This window comes from Phocaeicola intestinalis (genome assembly GCF_014837065.1).
Lineage (GTDB): Bacteria > Bacteroidota > Bacteroidia > Bacteroidales > Bacteroidaceae > Phocaeicola > Phocaeicola intestinalis.
Genome location: NZ_JACSPP010000004.1, coordinates 59,814 through 74,808, shown reverse-complemented (window position 1 = coordinate 74,808; position 14,995 = coordinate 59,814). Strand labels below are relative to the sequence as shown.

13 protein-coding genes and 1 pseudogene are annotated in these 14,995 nt (G+C 47.1%); 4 read left to right on the top strand and 10 right to left on the bottom strand.

Annotated elements, in window-relative coordinates; translation table 11 throughout:
* Nucleotides 1–34: 34 nt before the first annotated feature.
* Nucleotides 35–496, top strand: coding sequence for an Lrp/AsnC family transcriptional regulator (locus H9625_RS02225; RefSeq protein ID WP_022040231.1), 462 nt, complete (start codon nt 35–37; stop codon nt 494–496).
* Between the two features lie 473 nt (nt 497–969).
* On the top strand, nt 970–2,205 hold the full coding sequence (locus tag H9625_RS02220) for an anaerobic sulfatase-maturation protein (protein ID WP_191762865.1): 1,236 nt from the start codon (nt 970–972) through the stop codon (nt 2,203–2,205).
* Between the two features lie 251 nt (nt 2,206–2,456).
* On the opposite strand, the gene H9625_RS02215 is transcribed toward H9625_RS02220, so the two are convergent.
* Nucleotides 2,457–4,892, bottom strand: coding sequence for a S9 family peptidase (locus tag H9625_RS02215; protein ID WP_191762864.1), 2,436 nt, complete (start codon nt 4,890–4,892; stop codon nt 2,457–2,459).
* A gap of 121 nt (nt 4,893–5,013) precedes the next feature.
* Nucleotides 5,014–5,655 (bottom strand): helix-turn-helix domain-containing protein, encoded by a 642-nt coding sequence (locus H9625_RS02210; RefSeq protein WP_394354909.1) that lies wholly within the window; start codon nt 5,653–5,655, stop codon nt 5,014–5,016.
* Between the two features lie 27 nt (nt 5,656–5,682).
* Between H9625_RS02210 and H9625_RS02205 the strand changes: the two are divergent.
* Both H9625_RS02205 and H9625_RS02200 read left to right on the top strand, forming a co-directional pair.
* Nucleotides 5,683–6,543 (top strand): annotated as a pseudogene (locus H9625_RS02205) (alpha/beta hydrolase); the annotation flags it as partial.
* Between the two features lies 1 nt (nt 6,544).
* Nucleotides 6,545–7,084: a cyclophilin-like fold protein gene (locus H9625_RS02200; protein ID WP_225226205.1), complete on the top strand. Its 540-nt coding sequence runs from the start codon at nt 6,545–6,547 to the stop codon at nt 7,082–7,084.
* Nucleotides 7,085–7,225: 141 nt separating this feature from the next.
* Here H9625_RS02200 and lgt read toward each other — a convergent pair whose 3' ends face one another.
* The 8 genes from lgt to tsaB all read right to left on the bottom strand — a co-directional run bounded on the left by lgt (nt 7,226) and on the right by tsaB (nt 14,908).
* A complete protein-coding gene (gene lgt, locus H9625_RS02195) occupies nt 7,226–8,047 on the bottom strand; it encodes a prolipoprotein diacylglyceryl transferase (protein ID WP_191762862.1) in 822 nt (273 codons plus the stop codon).
* A gap of 21 nt (nt 8,048–8,068) precedes the next feature.
* Nucleotides 8,069–9,409 carry an RIP metalloprotease RseP gene (gene rseP, locus H9625_RS02190; protein WP_191762861.1) on the bottom strand — a complete coding sequence of 447 codons (1,341 nt, stop codon included), beginning with the start codon at nt 9,407–9,409 and terminating at the stop codon, nt 8,069–8,071.
* 109 nt (nt 9,410–9,518) lie between these two features.
* Nucleotides 9,519–10,679 (bottom strand): 1-deoxy-D-xylulose-5-phosphate reductoisomerase, encoded by a 1,161-nt coding sequence (locus H9625_RS02185; protein WP_191762860.1) that lies wholly within the window; start codon nt 10,677–10,679, stop codon nt 9,519–9,521.
* Between the two features lie 108 nt (nt 10,680–10,787).
* Complete coding sequence (locus H9625_RS02180) at nt 10,788–11,639, bottom strand: murein hydrolase activator EnvC family protein (RefSeq protein WP_087407020.1); 852 nt, start codon at nt 11,637–11,639, stop codon at nt 10,788–10,790.
* Nucleotides 11,640–11,674: 35 nt separating this feature from the next.
* Entirely contained in the window at nt 11,675–12,190 is a 516-nt protein-coding gene (gene rimM, locus H9625_RS02175) for a ribosome maturation factor RimM (RefSeq protein WP_191762859.1), read from the bottom strand.
* Nucleotides 12,191–12,195: 5 nt separating this feature from the next.
* Nucleotides 12,196–13,503 (bottom strand): UDP-N-acetylglucosamine 1-carboxyvinyltransferase, encoded by a 1,308-nt coding sequence (gene murA, locus H9625_RS02170; protein ID WP_087250543.1) that lies wholly within the window; start codon nt 13,501–13,503, stop codon nt 12,196–12,198.
* Between the two features lie 15 nt (nt 13,504–13,518).
* On the bottom strand, nt 13,519–14,139 hold the full coding sequence (locus H9625_RS02165; RefSeq protein WP_022040219.1) for a DUF4290 domain-containing protein: 621 nt from the start codon (nt 14,137–14,139) through the stop codon (nt 13,519–13,521).
* A gap of 79 nt (nt 14,140–14,218) precedes the next feature.
* Nucleotides 14,219–14,908, bottom strand: coding sequence for a tRNA (adenosine(37)-N6)-threonylcarbamoyltransferase complex dimerization subunit type 1 TsaB (gene tsaB, locus H9625_RS02160; protein ID WP_022040218.1), 690 nt, complete (start codon nt 14,906–14,908; stop codon nt 14,219–14,221).
* Nucleotides 14,909–14,995: the final 87 nt, after the last annotated feature.

Sequence of the window (14,995 nt, the reverse complement as noted above, 5' to 3'; positions counted from 1 at the left end):
CCAAAAGGGATATAAAACAGAATAGAATTCTTTTATGGAAACATTAGATAAAATAGATTTGCAGATTCTTCGTGTTTTGCAAGAAAATGCCCGGCTTACGACTAAAGAACTTGCCGCACGGGTCAGCCTGTCATCTACTCCAGTGTTCGAACGTCTGAAGCGGCTGGAAGCAAATGGATACATTAAGAAATATATGGCGATAGTAGATGCTGAAAAACTTCACCAGGGGTTTATTGTTTTTTGTAAAGTGAAGATGACTCGTCTTAACCGTGACATTGCCCAAGATTTCAGTCGCATTGTGCAAGGGATTCCAGAAGTGACCGAATGTTACAACATTTCCGGAAGCTATGATTATTTGCTAAAAATCCATGCCAAGGATATGAAACATTATCAAGCATTCATACTTAATGTCTTAGGTACTATTGAACATCTAAGTTCACTGGAAAGTGTCTTTGTGATGGATGAGTTGAAACATACATACGGTATTCATTTTTAAAAATAGGGGAAAGGCTGTTTTTTAATGGAGAGTTGCAAAAATCCGTCATGAGTCAAAAAACGAAACCGTTTCTAAGAAACTCTAATTTTTACAAATGAATACTGCAAACAGTCAATACATCTCCCTAAAAATGAATATAGACTTTATCGGCAAATGCAGTACTACTGCATTTTTATACGGTCAGATTGGCAAATTGCGGACATTTAATGTGTATGCAAAATTAAGAGCCTGTTTAAATTTTCCAATAAAGTAATATTCTATCAGGTTCTTTTTCGTTTGTTTCCGGTCTGTTTTCCCGATTTTATTCGTCAGATAGCCCGCTATCCTCCTCATAAAATCAGAAAAACATCCTCGAAAACAATTCGCAAAATTAACCTGAGCAAAATTTAAACAGGCTCTTAATGATATTTATCAGAAACGCAGATTTTATACAAACTGATTTTCAACATCTACTTAATTTTATATACCATAACATGAGTAATACATTAGCCCCTTTTGCACGTCCGCTTTACATTATGTTAAAAGCTGGAGGTGCTTTATGTAATCTAAGATGCGATTATTGCTACTATTTGGAAAAGCAAAACTTATATCCTCAAAAAAATGTTTCTATTATGAGCGATGAATTGCTGGAAAAATTCATTAAAGAATATATCCAGTCGCAAACCACGTCTCAGATACTATTTACTTGGCATGGTGGAGAACCTTTGATGCGTCCATTGAGTTTTTATCGGAAAGCTTTGGAGTTGCAACGTAAATATGCACAGGGTCGCATAATAGACAATTGTATTCAAACCAATGGCACGTTATTAAATGATGAATGGTGTCGTTTTTTTCACGAGAACGGCTGGCTGGTAGGCGTTTCGATTGACGGTCCTCAAAAATTTCACGATGCTTATCGGAAAACACGAGGGGGAAATCCTTCTTTTTCCAAAGTAATGAACGGCATTCATTTACTGAATAAACGGGGTGTAGAATGGAATGCTATGGCTGTCGTAAACAACCTCAATGGAGATTATCCATTGGAATTTTATCATTTCTTCAAGCAGATAGGATGCCATTATATTCAATTTGCTCCTGTTGTAGAACGTATCACACATCATAGTGACGGACGTTATTTGGCTTCTGTGGATAAGACTGGCAAAGAAAATTTGGCAGCTTTTTCCGTATCGCCTCTGCAATGGGGAAACTTCCTTTGTGCCATTTTCGATGAATGGGTGCAAAATGATGTAGGAAAGTACTTCATTCAGTTATTTGATGCGACCCTTGCTAATTGGGTGGGAACCAGTCCGGGAGTATGCACACTGGCTCCGATATGTGGACATGCGGGAGTAATGGAATTTAACGGTGATGTCTATTCGTGCGACCATTTTGTTTTCCCACAATACAAATTGGGAAACATTCGTGAAAAGACGCTTGTAGAAATGATGTATGGAGAACAACAACGGCAATTTGGCTTGGCTAAACGTTCAAGACTGCCACATCAATGCAAGGAATGTCCTTATCTTTTCGCCTGTAACGGAGAATGTCCCAAAAACCGTTTTTGCTTGACTTCGGACGGAGAATATGGATTGAATTATCTTTGTCCCGGATTTTACAAATATTTTGCCCACGTGGCACCTTATATGGACTTTATGGCACGTGAATTGACAGCACAACGTCCTCCTGCCAATATAATGGAAATCCTTCGAACCAAGCCTTCGATATTCTGATTACTGGTTAATTTTGGAGGAGTGTCAGTTTGACACCTCTCCAAAAAACAGTAAGAAGCTGTTTTGAATTTATCGTGCGATGATTTGGGATGAGTTTTTGAGGCATTTTTGCTTCTGTGATGAGGAAGATAGCGGGCTATCTGACGAAGAACAGGAGCGGAAAGGACCAAAAAATCGCCCAAAGCACACACGAAAACGGATACATCAAGCCAAGAAAAACTTTTTGGAGAAATTCAAAACAGCTTCTAAATTCACCTTCGGGGAATATCTACCGAATCTTCGGCTTTTCCGTTCAGCCAGCGCGAGAAGAAGTCTACCATGCGCCAGTAGAAATACTCGTCCATATCGCCGAAGCCGTGACGCTGGCCGGGGAGGATAAGCATCTCAAAGCGTTTGTTGGCACGAATCAACGCGTCTACTACGCGGATGGTGTTTGCCGGATGTACGTTGTTGTCGATGTCGCCGTGTACCAGCATCAGGTGTCCTTTCAGCTGTTTGGCTATTTCGGGATTTGTCGCTATCTTGTACACAAAGGTCGTGTCTCCCTTTTCGGTAATCTCTTCTTTTACGCCGTGATGGGTCTCGCTCCACCAGCGGTTGTAGATGCGGTTATCATGATTCCCGGCACACGATACGGCGGCTTTGTAGAAATCAGGATACTGAAGGATAGCGGCGGTAGACATGAATCCGCCTCCCGAGTGCCCGTGAATGCCTACGCGGTCGATGTCGATGTATTTGTAGCGTGCCGCCAGTTGCTCTACCGCTGCCTTATGGTCGGCAAGGGGATAGTCGCGCATGTTTCCGTATCCGTAGTTGTGATACCATTTCGAGCGGCTGGGATGTCCTCCGCGCTGTCCTACCGAAATCACGATAAAGCCAGCCTGCGCCAGGCGGTCGGTGCGTACGCTCATGCGGGTAAATGGATAATAGACCGCTTCTACCTGCGGACCGGGATATACGTAGTCGACTATCGGATAGACTTTGGTCGAATCGAAATTATAAGGCTTGTACATCACGCCATAGAGGTCGGTCACACCATCGGCAGCTTTTACCGTAAAAAGCTCGGGGAACTGATAGCCTGCGGCAAAAAGCTGGGAGAAATCGCTTTCCTGCAAGTCCATCACCTTATTTCCGTTGCGGTCTATCAGCACAGCGTTCGGAACGGTGTTTACCCGTGAATAGTTGTCTACAATGAAGCGTGCGTCATCGTCCATGTCTACCGCATGGAAATATTCGCCTTCGGTCAGGAGCTTCAGTCCGCTTCCGTCGGCATTCACTTTATACAAGTGTTCGTAGTAAGGATTTTCGTTCGCTTCGCGTCCGTTGGCGGTGAAGTAGATGGTACGGGTGGCAGGGTCTACCTTTACGACACGCTCTACGTGCCACGGTCCTTTGGTGATGCGGTTTTTCAGGTTTCCTTGGTCATCATATAAATAAAGGTGTGCCCAGCCGTCTCGCTCGCTCCATTGGATAAACTCTTTCCCACCGTTGAATACCTGAATGGGGCGTGTTTCCTGATAGGTGTTCATCCGTTCTTTTACGATGGGGACGATGGAGTCTTGTCCGATGGTGTACGTACATACATCGATGCGGTGCAGGTCGCGGCTGCTGCGGGTCAGGAAGAAGCGGTTGTTGTCACCCTGCCATACAACGGGGATCAGCTCCGCGTCACGTTCTTTCATCTGGAACGGGCGGTTTTCAATTGCCAAAGTCTGGTTCTTCCATGCTGCCGTACGGATTTCTTTCCGGGTGTTCGTGGTCATGTCGAAGATGTACAGGTGGTCTTCGGGAGCATCCATCTCGCCCGGCATCTGGTAGCGGTAAGTCTCCAGTGTGGGACGGGGCGAAGCCGTGGAGTTGATGACCCACAGGTCTTTCACCTTGCGCTCGTCGGTCACTACGGTCACGAAATGTTTCGAGTCGGGCGACCAGTATCCCCATACGCCCCGGCGTTTGCCGTTGCACAGGGTATCGGTATTCAATATGCTGTAAGGAATGCCATAGCCGAAGTGCTCGCTTCCGTCTTTCGTCAACTGGATTTCTACAATCGTACTGTCCTTCTCGTCCTTTTGCGCCTTACGGTAATCGGCGATGCTCATGCGGTAGAGGTTGCAGTCCTTGGCATATACCACCGTTTGTCCGTCGGGAGAGACCGATGCCCAATCCAGCCGTTTCGGTTCCTTGGCTTCTTCGGTCAGCAGGGTCAGCTTGCGTGTCGGATAATCGTAGGAGAAATAGAATACTTCCTTTTCGGGGGTGTCTGCCTTTTTCTTGTCATCCTTCTTCGGCTTCTTGTCTTGCGAAGAGGTTACTTCGAAGGTAAAGGTACGTCCGTCTTCCTTCACTTTTAGGTTTTGGATGGGCAAATGACGTGCCTCGAACGGGTCGTGAACGATTTCGGTAAGTTGGGATGCCAATTCATCGCGGTCGAAAAGCGGAGTCTTCCGGCGTGCGTCGGGGTCGACTACATACCACGATGTGCCTTCGCTGGTTTTGTATTCGAACCAGAAATCGTTTCCGGCCGGGAACCAATGCGGGTCGACTTTGGTAGAGAACAGCATGGTGTTCAGTTTCTCTCGCGTGAATTTTTCTGCCTGAAGGTATTCGGGCAGACGCTCTTGGGCAACGGAAGGCATTGCCTGAAGGGCAAGTCCCAAGAGCATGAGGGATAAAATGCGTATTTTCATAAACTCTGCTTGAATTAAAATTTATTTCAAGCCCCAAAGATACGAAAAATGCAAGTAAGTGTATCGGTTTTGCGGATATTCAAATAAAGAATCACACTGATTTTTCGCAATCCATTTCCGATTAACTACATACAGTCAAGTTGTTTTGAGTACGATATTCCTTTGGGGTACATCCTACTTTTTTCTTGAAGAAGCGCAGGAAGTGTTGCGGATATTGGAATCCCAACATATCCGCTACCTGTTTCGTGTTCATCTTGGGGTCAAGAAGAGCGCTCTTTGCGATTTCCGCTATTTTGGATTGGATAAGTTCATGCGGGCTCTTGCCGGTTTCTGATTTTACCAAATCGCCAAAATAGTTGGGAGAAAGGCAAACTTTTTCAGCAAAATATTTCACGGTGGGAAGCCCTTGCAGGCGTGCCGTGCCGGAATCCCAATACTCGTCCAGCAATTGCTCGAAACGGATAAGGACATCGTTGTTCAGCACTTCGCGCGTGACGAACTGACGTTCATAAAAGCGCATGCAATAATTGAGCAGCACTTCAATGTTGGAGATTATCAGCGGTTTGGAAAACCTGTCGATGGGGTGCTCCAGTTCATGGGCTATCTTGTTCATATAGTCCTGCACGATGACACGTTCGTCCGCAGACAAGTGCAACGCCTCATTGGAAGCATACGAAAAGAAACTATACTGCTTCATTTTCTGTGCCAATGGGGTACGGAACAGAAAATCGGGATGAAACAACAGTGCATCGGCTTCAGGCACAGGTCCCTCTTCGATACGGTGGATGCTGCCGACTTGTATAAACCCAAGAACACGGCAGGCAAGCTCCCAGCCATCGCGGTCAGTGGACCGTTCGGGGCAGTGAAAGAGCAGGCATCGGGACTGTATGCGCAGACATTGGCAGAGCACGGTTTCCTGACCATTGCTTTCGACCCCTCTTTTACCGGAGAAAGCGGCGGGCAGCCCCGTAGTGTGGCATCGCCGGACATCAACACGGAAGACTTCAGTGCGGCGGTAGACTATCTGTCCACCCGTGACGATGTAGACCCGGAGCGCATCGGCATACTCGGCATCTGTGGCTTTGGAGGTTTTGCCATCAACGCGGCGGCTATGGATACGCGCATCAAAGCGACGGTGGCTTCCACGATGTATGACATCTGTCGGGGGACGGCAAACGGCTACTTCGATGCCAATGACAATGCGGACGCCCGCTATGAAATGCGCAAGCAACTGAATGCCCAACGGACGGAAGACTATCGCAACGGCACGTACAAGCGCACGGTGATGAATCCCCAACCTGCCGATGACGCGCCACAATTTATGAAGGATTATTATGACTATTATAAAACGAAGCGTGGCTATCACTCCCGTTCCATCAATTCAGGTCTGGGGTGGAACGTCACTTCCTCGCTTTCACTTCTCAATATGCCCATTTTGGCTTACAGCGATGAAATCCGCAGTGCCGTATTGGTGGTGCATGGCGAAAAGGCACATTCGCGCTATTTCGGTGAGGATGCCTTCAAGAAGCTGAAAGGTGACAACAAGGAATTGTATATCGTGCCGGGAGCCAGCCACACCGACCTGTACGACAACCTGGAAAAGATACCGTTCGGCAAGATAGTCGAGTTTTACAACCAATACCTGAAGTGATATGAAACGGTTGATTTACTGCTGTGGAGTGGCTATTTTCCTCCTTTTTACGGCAAATGCCCTTATTGCCTGCTCGGACGATGACCCGATGGAGGAAAGGACGGAAGTTCCTGCTCCGCCATCTGATGAAAATGAGGGCGATTATGAAGGAAACAACGATAACAATAACGGTGATGACAATGCATCCATGGAAAGAAATATTACAATTTCAGTAAACGGAACATCGTTTGCCGCTACGCTGGCAGACAATGAGGCTGCACGGGCTTTTGCAGCCATGCTCCCCCTTACGCTGGATATGAGCGAGATGAACGGCAACGAGAAATACCATTACTTATCGGAAAATCTGCCTACGGACAGCTATCGTCCGGGGACAATCCAGACAGGCGACCTGATGCTTTACGGCTCGTCTTGCGTCGTCTTGTTTTACGAAACTTTTTCGTCCGGCTATAGTTACACACGCTTGGGGCAGATAGACAATCCCGAAGGGCTTGCCGCAGCCTTGGGAGGTGGAGATGTAAGCGTAAGGTTTGAAGTCCGGTAATACCTGTCGATGATTTGTGTATTCTTTGTTGCGCCGGATTTGTGTTCCGGCGTAACAAAGAAAAGAATATTATCAACCTTTCTCATCCGTTTTTTTTATTTCTCCCCGAAATCGTTGCTTCCGTATTTGAATTACATTTGCTCATGCTTTGACCGTTTTCCGGCGCAACACGAAATAAAGCCCCAGTGCGATGAAGGGAATGCTCAATACCTGTCCCATGTCGATGGGCATGGCATTCTCGAAATCCACCTGACGCTCTTTGAGGAACTCGATGAAAAAGCGGAACGTAAATATCAGGGTGATGCAGAGCCCGAAATAGAAACCTTTAGGGGCAGTGTCTTTCCGCTTCCGGAATATCCAGACCATGATGCCGAAGAATAAGAAATAGGCAAGGGATTCGTAAAGCTGGGCAGGATGGCGGGGCTGGAGGTCGACCTGCTCGAAGACAAACGCCCAAGGAAGATTGGCCGGCATGCCGATGATTTCGGAATTCATCAGGTTGGCAAGGCGGATGAAGCCTGAAGCTACCGGTGCGGCAATGCCCAACATATCGAGTATGTCCAAGTAGTGCATCTTGGTTTTCCGGCAAAAGAAATACAGGGCGATAATCAAGCCCAACGTCCCTCCGTGGCTGGCAAGTCCGGCATAACCCGTAAATATCCAGTCTCCGTTGGGAAGAAAGCGGACAGGAAGCACGATTTCCAAGGGATGTGCCAGAAAGTAGGAAGGGTCGTAGAACAGGCAATGACCCAACCTGGCACCCACAAATGTACCTACCATGCAATATACGAACAGCGATTGGTAAGTATCCATCGGAAATTTCCTCACTTGGTAGAGCTTGTACACTACTTGGCAAGCTGCCAGAATGGCAATCATCCAGAAGATGCTATACCACCGAAGTCCGAAATTTCCGATGTGGAACAGCACGGGGTCGGGATTCCAATGAATGTAAAACAGGTTCATCTATTTTCCTTTATATTTATATTAGAAAATAAACCGCATCACATCGTTGAAGTTCGCCCAAATGAGGAGGGCAAGGAGCAGGAACATGCCTACCATCTGCGCATATTCCATAAACTTGTCGCTCGGCTTGCGACGGGCGATGATTTCGTAGAGCAGGAACAATACGTGTCCGCCATCGAGCGCCGGAATAGGCAAGATGTTCATAAAGGCGAGGATGATGGAGAGGAATGCGGTCATTTCCCAAAAACGTTGCCAGTCCCATACCTTTGGGAAGATGCTTCCGATGGTACCGAAACCTCCCAGACTCTTGGCTCCTTCGGCGGTAAAGACATACTTCATGTCGTTGGCATATCCTTTCAATGTATTGATTCCTAACATAACACCTGCTGGGAAAGACTGGAAAAAGCCATACGACACATCGGTCACTTTATAATCGATCAAGCCTCCGTAGGCGTTTACCTTGAAGCTGGCATCCGTCTGTACATTGACTGTATCCCGTATTCCGGCACGTGAATAAACCAATGTGAACTCGCCCGAAGTCTTTTCCTGCAATTCGGCGTTCAGTTGAAGGCGGTTCATCTGGTCTAAGAACTCGTTCCACGAACGGATTTCCGTACCGTTGAATGCTACAAGTGAGTCTCCCTTTTGGATGCCTGCCTGTGCAAATCCTCCTCCGGCTATGACCGAATCCACTACATTCGGCTGGAATACGGATACGAACATCGGACTCTGTTGGGCTACATCGAGCAGGCTCAGTTCGGGCATCAGGATTTGTTTCTCTTCTCCATCGCGAAGCACGGTCACTTCGCGCGCTTCGACGATGCTCCGAATCATGTCTCCGTTGAAGCGGGTCAATTCCTCACCGTCGGCACTTAGGAGAATATCCCCGTCACGAAAACCTATCTCTCTTGCCTGTTCATTAAATTTCATTCCATACGTCATGTCCTTCAGGGCAATGTACGAATCGCCCCATGTAAAAAGAATCATGGAATAAATAAACAAGGCAAGGATGAAGTTCATCAGCACTCCGCCCACCATTACCAGAAGCCGTTGGCCTGCAGGCTTCGAGCGGAATTCCCATGGCTGAGGCGGCTTTTTCATCTGTTCGGTATCCATTGATTCGTCAATCATACCGGAAATTTTGCAATACCCTCCCAAGGGTAGCCAGCCTATACCATACTCCGTATCGCTATGTTTGGGCTTGTATTTGAACAAGGCAAACCACGGGTCGAAGAAAATATAAAACTTCTCTACCCGTATCTTAAAGAGGCGGGCAAAGAAAAAGTGTCCTCCTTCGTGCACAATTACCAGCAGCGAAAGGCTGAGAATGAGTTGGAGAGCACGAATCAAAAATGTTTCCATATCGTTTTCTTGTTTTTAATTTTTTAGTTGGCAAGGTGAAAAGGACGAGTTGACAAGGTTTTGAAATGTTCTCCCAAGGTATTTTAAGCCTTGTCACCTTGTTGTCTTGTCACCTTGTCATCTTGTTTATCACTAATTCTGCGGCAATGCGCCGTGTTTCGGCATCGGTAGCCACATAGTCTTCATACCTCGGGCACTGGATAAACGGCACGCGTGTCATGGTTTTCTCGATGACCTCACTCATGCCGAGGAACGAAATCTTGTCTTCCAGGAATGCCGCCACCACCACTTCATTGGCGGCATTTACGATGCAGGGCATGTTGCCTCCCTGATGCAGTGCCTCGTATGCCAAAGCCAAGTTGCGGAAACGTTTCGTGTCGGGCTTCTCGAAAGTCAGCGTATTGTATTTGGCAAAGTCCAGCCGCTCTCCCGATAGGGAAACCCGCTTGGGATAAGAGAAAGCGTATTGGATGGGCAGACGCATATCGGGCACGCCCAACTGGGCTTTTACCGCTCCGTCCTCGAACTCCACCATCGAGTGGATGACCGACTGGGGATGTACTACTACCTCAATCTGTTCGGGGCGCACGCCGAAGAGCCATTTGGCTTCGATTACTTCGAAGCCCTTGTTCATCATCGAAGCCGAGTCGATGGTTATCTTGGCTCCCATGTGCCAGTTGGGATGATGCAAAGCCTGCGCCTTGGTGACCGTGCGGAGCTGGTCGATGGTGTACGTGCGGAACGGGCCACCCGACGCGGTAAGAATCACCTTCGATACAGGATTGTTCACCTCCAGGCATTGGAAAATAGCCGAGTGTTCCGAGTCTACCGGAAGAATAGGGGTATGATATTCTTGTGCCAGAGCATTGATAATCTCACCCGCTACGACCATGGTTTCCTTATTGGCAAGGGCGATGGCCTTTCCCGCACGGATGGCATTCATTGTAGGCAGCAGACCGGCATAGCCCACCATAGCGGTTAAAACGATGTCAATCGGTTGGGATTCTACAATCTGAGCCAGTGCGTCTTTTCCGGCATACACTTTTACGGGCAAGTCGGAGAGTGCTTCTTTCAGTGCCGGATATTTGTCTTCATTGGCTATCACAACAGCTTCGGGCTGGAACTCGCGTGCCTGTCGGGCAAGCAAATCCACCTGATTGTTTGCCGTAAGAGCATACACTTCGTACAGGTCGGGATGCTCCTTGATGACTTGCAAGGCTTGTGTCCCGATAGAACCTGTAGAACCTAATATCGCTATTTGCCTTTTCATATTTACTATTAGACAATTTACAAATTACTATTTACTTGTTTCTTCATTCTTGGTTCATTCACGTTCATACTTTTAAAATCGTAAATCGTAAATGTTCCAATCGTAAATTTAAAACACAACGTATTGTTCGGGATTGACCGGATTCCCTTTATGCCATAACTCGAAGTGCAAGTGGGGCTTGTCGTCCTTGTCTATGGCATCACCTACCAAGGCGATGCCTTCTCCTCCTTTTACCTTGTCGCCTTCGCGTTTCATCAACGAATTGCAATGTTTGTACACCGAGATGAAGTTCTGCGGATGCTGTATCTGGATGACGTATCCCCACGTGGGTGTATAACCGGCGAAGATGATTGTGCCTTCCAGTACGGACAGTATCGTTTCATTCGGGCTTGCGGTCAAATCGACTCCATAATGGCGGTTGTCCGGATTGAAGTTCGTAGACATCACGCCCCGCACCGGACGGTAGAAAATCAGTCCGGCAGCTCCCTCTTCAGTAATTGCCGTCAGATTATAACGTTCTTTTTCTTCGTATTGTTTTACAAACTCTTCTTCTTCCTTCGAGCGTGCTATCAGTTCTTCCTCGCGCAAGTCGGTCAGCGAATCGATAGACTGCACCGTATCTGCCTTTACCTGTCCGCTTAAAATGTCGCGGATATTCATCACATAGCGGTTTTGGCGTTCGAGCGCAGCCTGTAGCGAATCGGCACGCAGGGCATTTGCCACTACCTGTGCACGCACTTCACTGTTCATGTAGCCGGGCAGATAGTTGCGTAAAGGCGTAAAGACGATTATGGCTGCAGCAATGCAGAATATCACCGCACACGACACCAGCAATACCGACAATCCGTTCAATTTCGAAACGTGAATCCCCACGATCTCCTCCAATGTGTTCTCATTGACGATACTCAGCTTGTACTTGAACCGGATGTTATGCCAAAATGCCTTGCGCGTTTTTTTCATACCTTACTCCTTATTTATTTTATACCTTATATATATTAAGGTTCGATTAATCCGTCGGGCACGTTTACTTTCATTACCTTCTTCTCCCGGTCTAAACCGATGATAAACTCTTCGTGGGCAGGCAATAAAAGTTCTTCTCCGTCTTTCTCGATGGCGAACAAGACATTAAGGGTAGTATCGTCTACATTCGTTATCTCTCCCAGATAGCCGTGATGCACATCTTCTACCCGGAAACCGATAAAGAAGTTCCAGGAAGTCACGTCCTCTTGCTCGTCCATGAATTTCTTGGGGAAATACACTTCTACGTTGGTGAACCTGCGTGCCTGCTCGGAGGTATCGATGCCTTCGAATTTCACCAGTGCCACCGTATCGGAACGGAAACGGTATTCCTCCATGAAGAACGGAACCAGGATGCCGTCCATGAGCAAGATAAGGTAATCGCAATCCACACGGTCGAATATATCATCGGTAAAGGTGAAAGACACTTCTCCTTTTATGCCGTGCGGCTTGTTGATGACACCGATTTTAAAAACTTCTTCCTTTCTTATCATACGCTTTATTCAATACGGGTGATACGTGCGCCCAAAGCCGACAGGCGTTGTTCGATATATTGGTATCCGCGGTCTATCTGTTCGATGTTATGGATACGGCTGATGCCTTCCGCATCGAGTGCGGCTATCAACAGGGCAATGCCTGCGCGTATATCGGGCGATGTCATGTTGCCTCCGCGAAGCCGGAACGTACGGTCATGTCCGATAACTACCGCGCGGTGCGGGTCGCAAAGGATAATCTGGGCGCCCATGTCGATGAGCTTGTCCACGAAGAACAGGCGGCTCTCGAACATCTTCTGATGAATCAGGACACTCCCTTTGGCTTGGGTGGCAACTACCAGCATGACGCTTAGCAGGTCGGGGGTCAGTCCGGGCCAAGGCGCATCGGCTATGGTCATAATCGACCCGTCGATGAACGATTCGATTTCGTAGTGTTCTTGGCAAGGTACGAAAATGTCATCGCCATGTTGTTGCAGGCGGATGCCCAACCGGCGGAAACTGTCTGGGATGATTCCCAGATTCTCGTACGATACGTTTTTAATGGTAATTTCACTTCCTGTCATTGCTGCCATACCGATAAAACTGCCTACTTCAATCATGTCTGGCAAGACACGGTGTGTACATCCTTTCAATGTCTTTACCCCTTCGATAGTCAACAAGTTCGAAGCTATGCCTTCGATATGTGCTCCCATGCGGTTCAGCATCCGGCAAAGCTGCTGAATGTATGGCTCGCAGGCAGCATTGTAGATGGTGGTCTTCCCTTCGGCAAGCACTGCTGCCATTACGATGTTGGCGGTACCTGTTACCGATGCTTCGTCAAGCAACATATAGGTGCCTTTCAATCGCTTTGCCAGAATGCGGAACGTACCCCTTTGATTATCATATTGAAAATCAGCTCCCAGTTTCTGGATTCCCAAGAAGTGTGTATCCAGCCTGCGTCGTCCGATTTTATCTCCTCCCGGCTTGGAAATGACCGCACGTCCGAAACGTGCTACAAGCGGTCCTACCAGCATCACCGAGCCACGCAAGCGCGAACACCGCGCCAGGAAATCGTCGCTTTCCAGATAATCGAAGTTGACAGCATCGGCACGGAACGCATATGTATCCGCATTCTGCTTTTTTACCTTTACCCCCATATCTCGAAGCAGCTGGATAAGGTTGTTTACGTCCAATATATTCGGAATATTGCTGATAATCACTTCTTCATCGGTCAGCAATGTGGCGCAAATAACCTCCAGCACTTCGTTTTTCGCTCCTTGCGGGATAATTTCGCCGTGCAGTTTATGTCCTCCTTCAATTACAAATGATGCCATATAGTCTTCTGGTTTTCAATACTTCCTTTTTTGCTGGTTATTGTTTCTCTGTTGGTTGTTATTGTTCATTTGGCGTCTGCGGGGCATCGTGCGTTGTTCTACCAATTGCACATCATCAATGGTCAATTTGATTTTTTCTCCTGAAAGTTCATACAAATCATCCAGTATTTTCTGGTTTTCCATACCATCCTTGTTGTTCCAGTTCTGGTAATCTTTTTTCATGTGGTTGGCAATCATTTGCAAAAGACGCTTACGCTCTTCCCCTTCCGGATAATCGACAGCTATGCGAATCAGGTTCTGTATATAGCTGCCATAGTGCCGGTAACGGATACGATGTTGTGGGTAAGGAATGCGGTCGGGTTTGATTTCCAGGCTTTCCTTTTTTACTACCTCCACCGGATAATCGATATCTAGCTTGAAATCGGACATAATGGCAAGGTGGTCCCACAATTTATGATTGTTGTCATTTGCATCACGCAAGTAAGGAAACATGCCTCCCATGATGTTTATAATCGTATTGGCACAGCGTTGCCGCTCTTTGCGGTCTTCTATCGTCAAAGCATAGTCTACCATGTTTTGTACGCTCCGGCCATATTCCGGTAGCGGCAATCTTCGTTGTTGGGTATTATATTCCATATTTTTTAAGTTAGGGACTAGGGTTCATGTTCTAGTTGGCTCGACTCTTAATATACTTATAAGCATCGGACCGACTCATTTATAATAATTTTTTGGGCTTTGAAGCCACAAATTCCTTCAGGTAAAAAGGTTCAAAATAGGCTACATCCTTAAAATCTTCGATAGCCATTGCCTTTTCAGCCAAAGGGAACATCCATTTGGCTAACGGATAGATCTTTTCGATGAAATGTGCATTGGGGTGTGTTAGCTTTGTCCGGCACTTTTCCGCACCGTTTCCAAAGAAATATACGGGATGATCGGCAAGCAATTCTGCATATGAATGCTCGTCAATCACATCTGCTCCGGTAGGACGTACGACTCGCAACGCACGGTCATAAATAGTAGCATATACCTCCATACGACGCGCATCAATCATCGGGCAAAGCAATGCATCGTCTGGCAATTCGTGGCGAAGTAATACCGGTACACACATCACTTCCAGTGTAGGAAGTCCGATAAGAGGTACTCCACGTCCGTAACACACTCCTTTGGCCATCGACACACCTATACGGAGACCTGTGTACGAACCTGGCCCGCAGCTTACTGCTACCGCATCTAACGGTATGGCATGGCTTTCAACAAATGATAACGCCCGGTCTACATATACGCCCAAAGTCACGGCATGTGAAGGCCCGTTGAAGTCTTCTTCCGAATAAATACATGCTCCGTCCTGGCTGACGGCAACCGAACAGACCTCTGTAGAGGTCTCAATATGTAAAATGCACGACATAAATCTATTATTAAGTACGAGTGTGCAAATATACAATTATTTTTTGAGTTTGTAAGTTTTTGAGTTTGTAAGTTTTTGAGTTTGTGT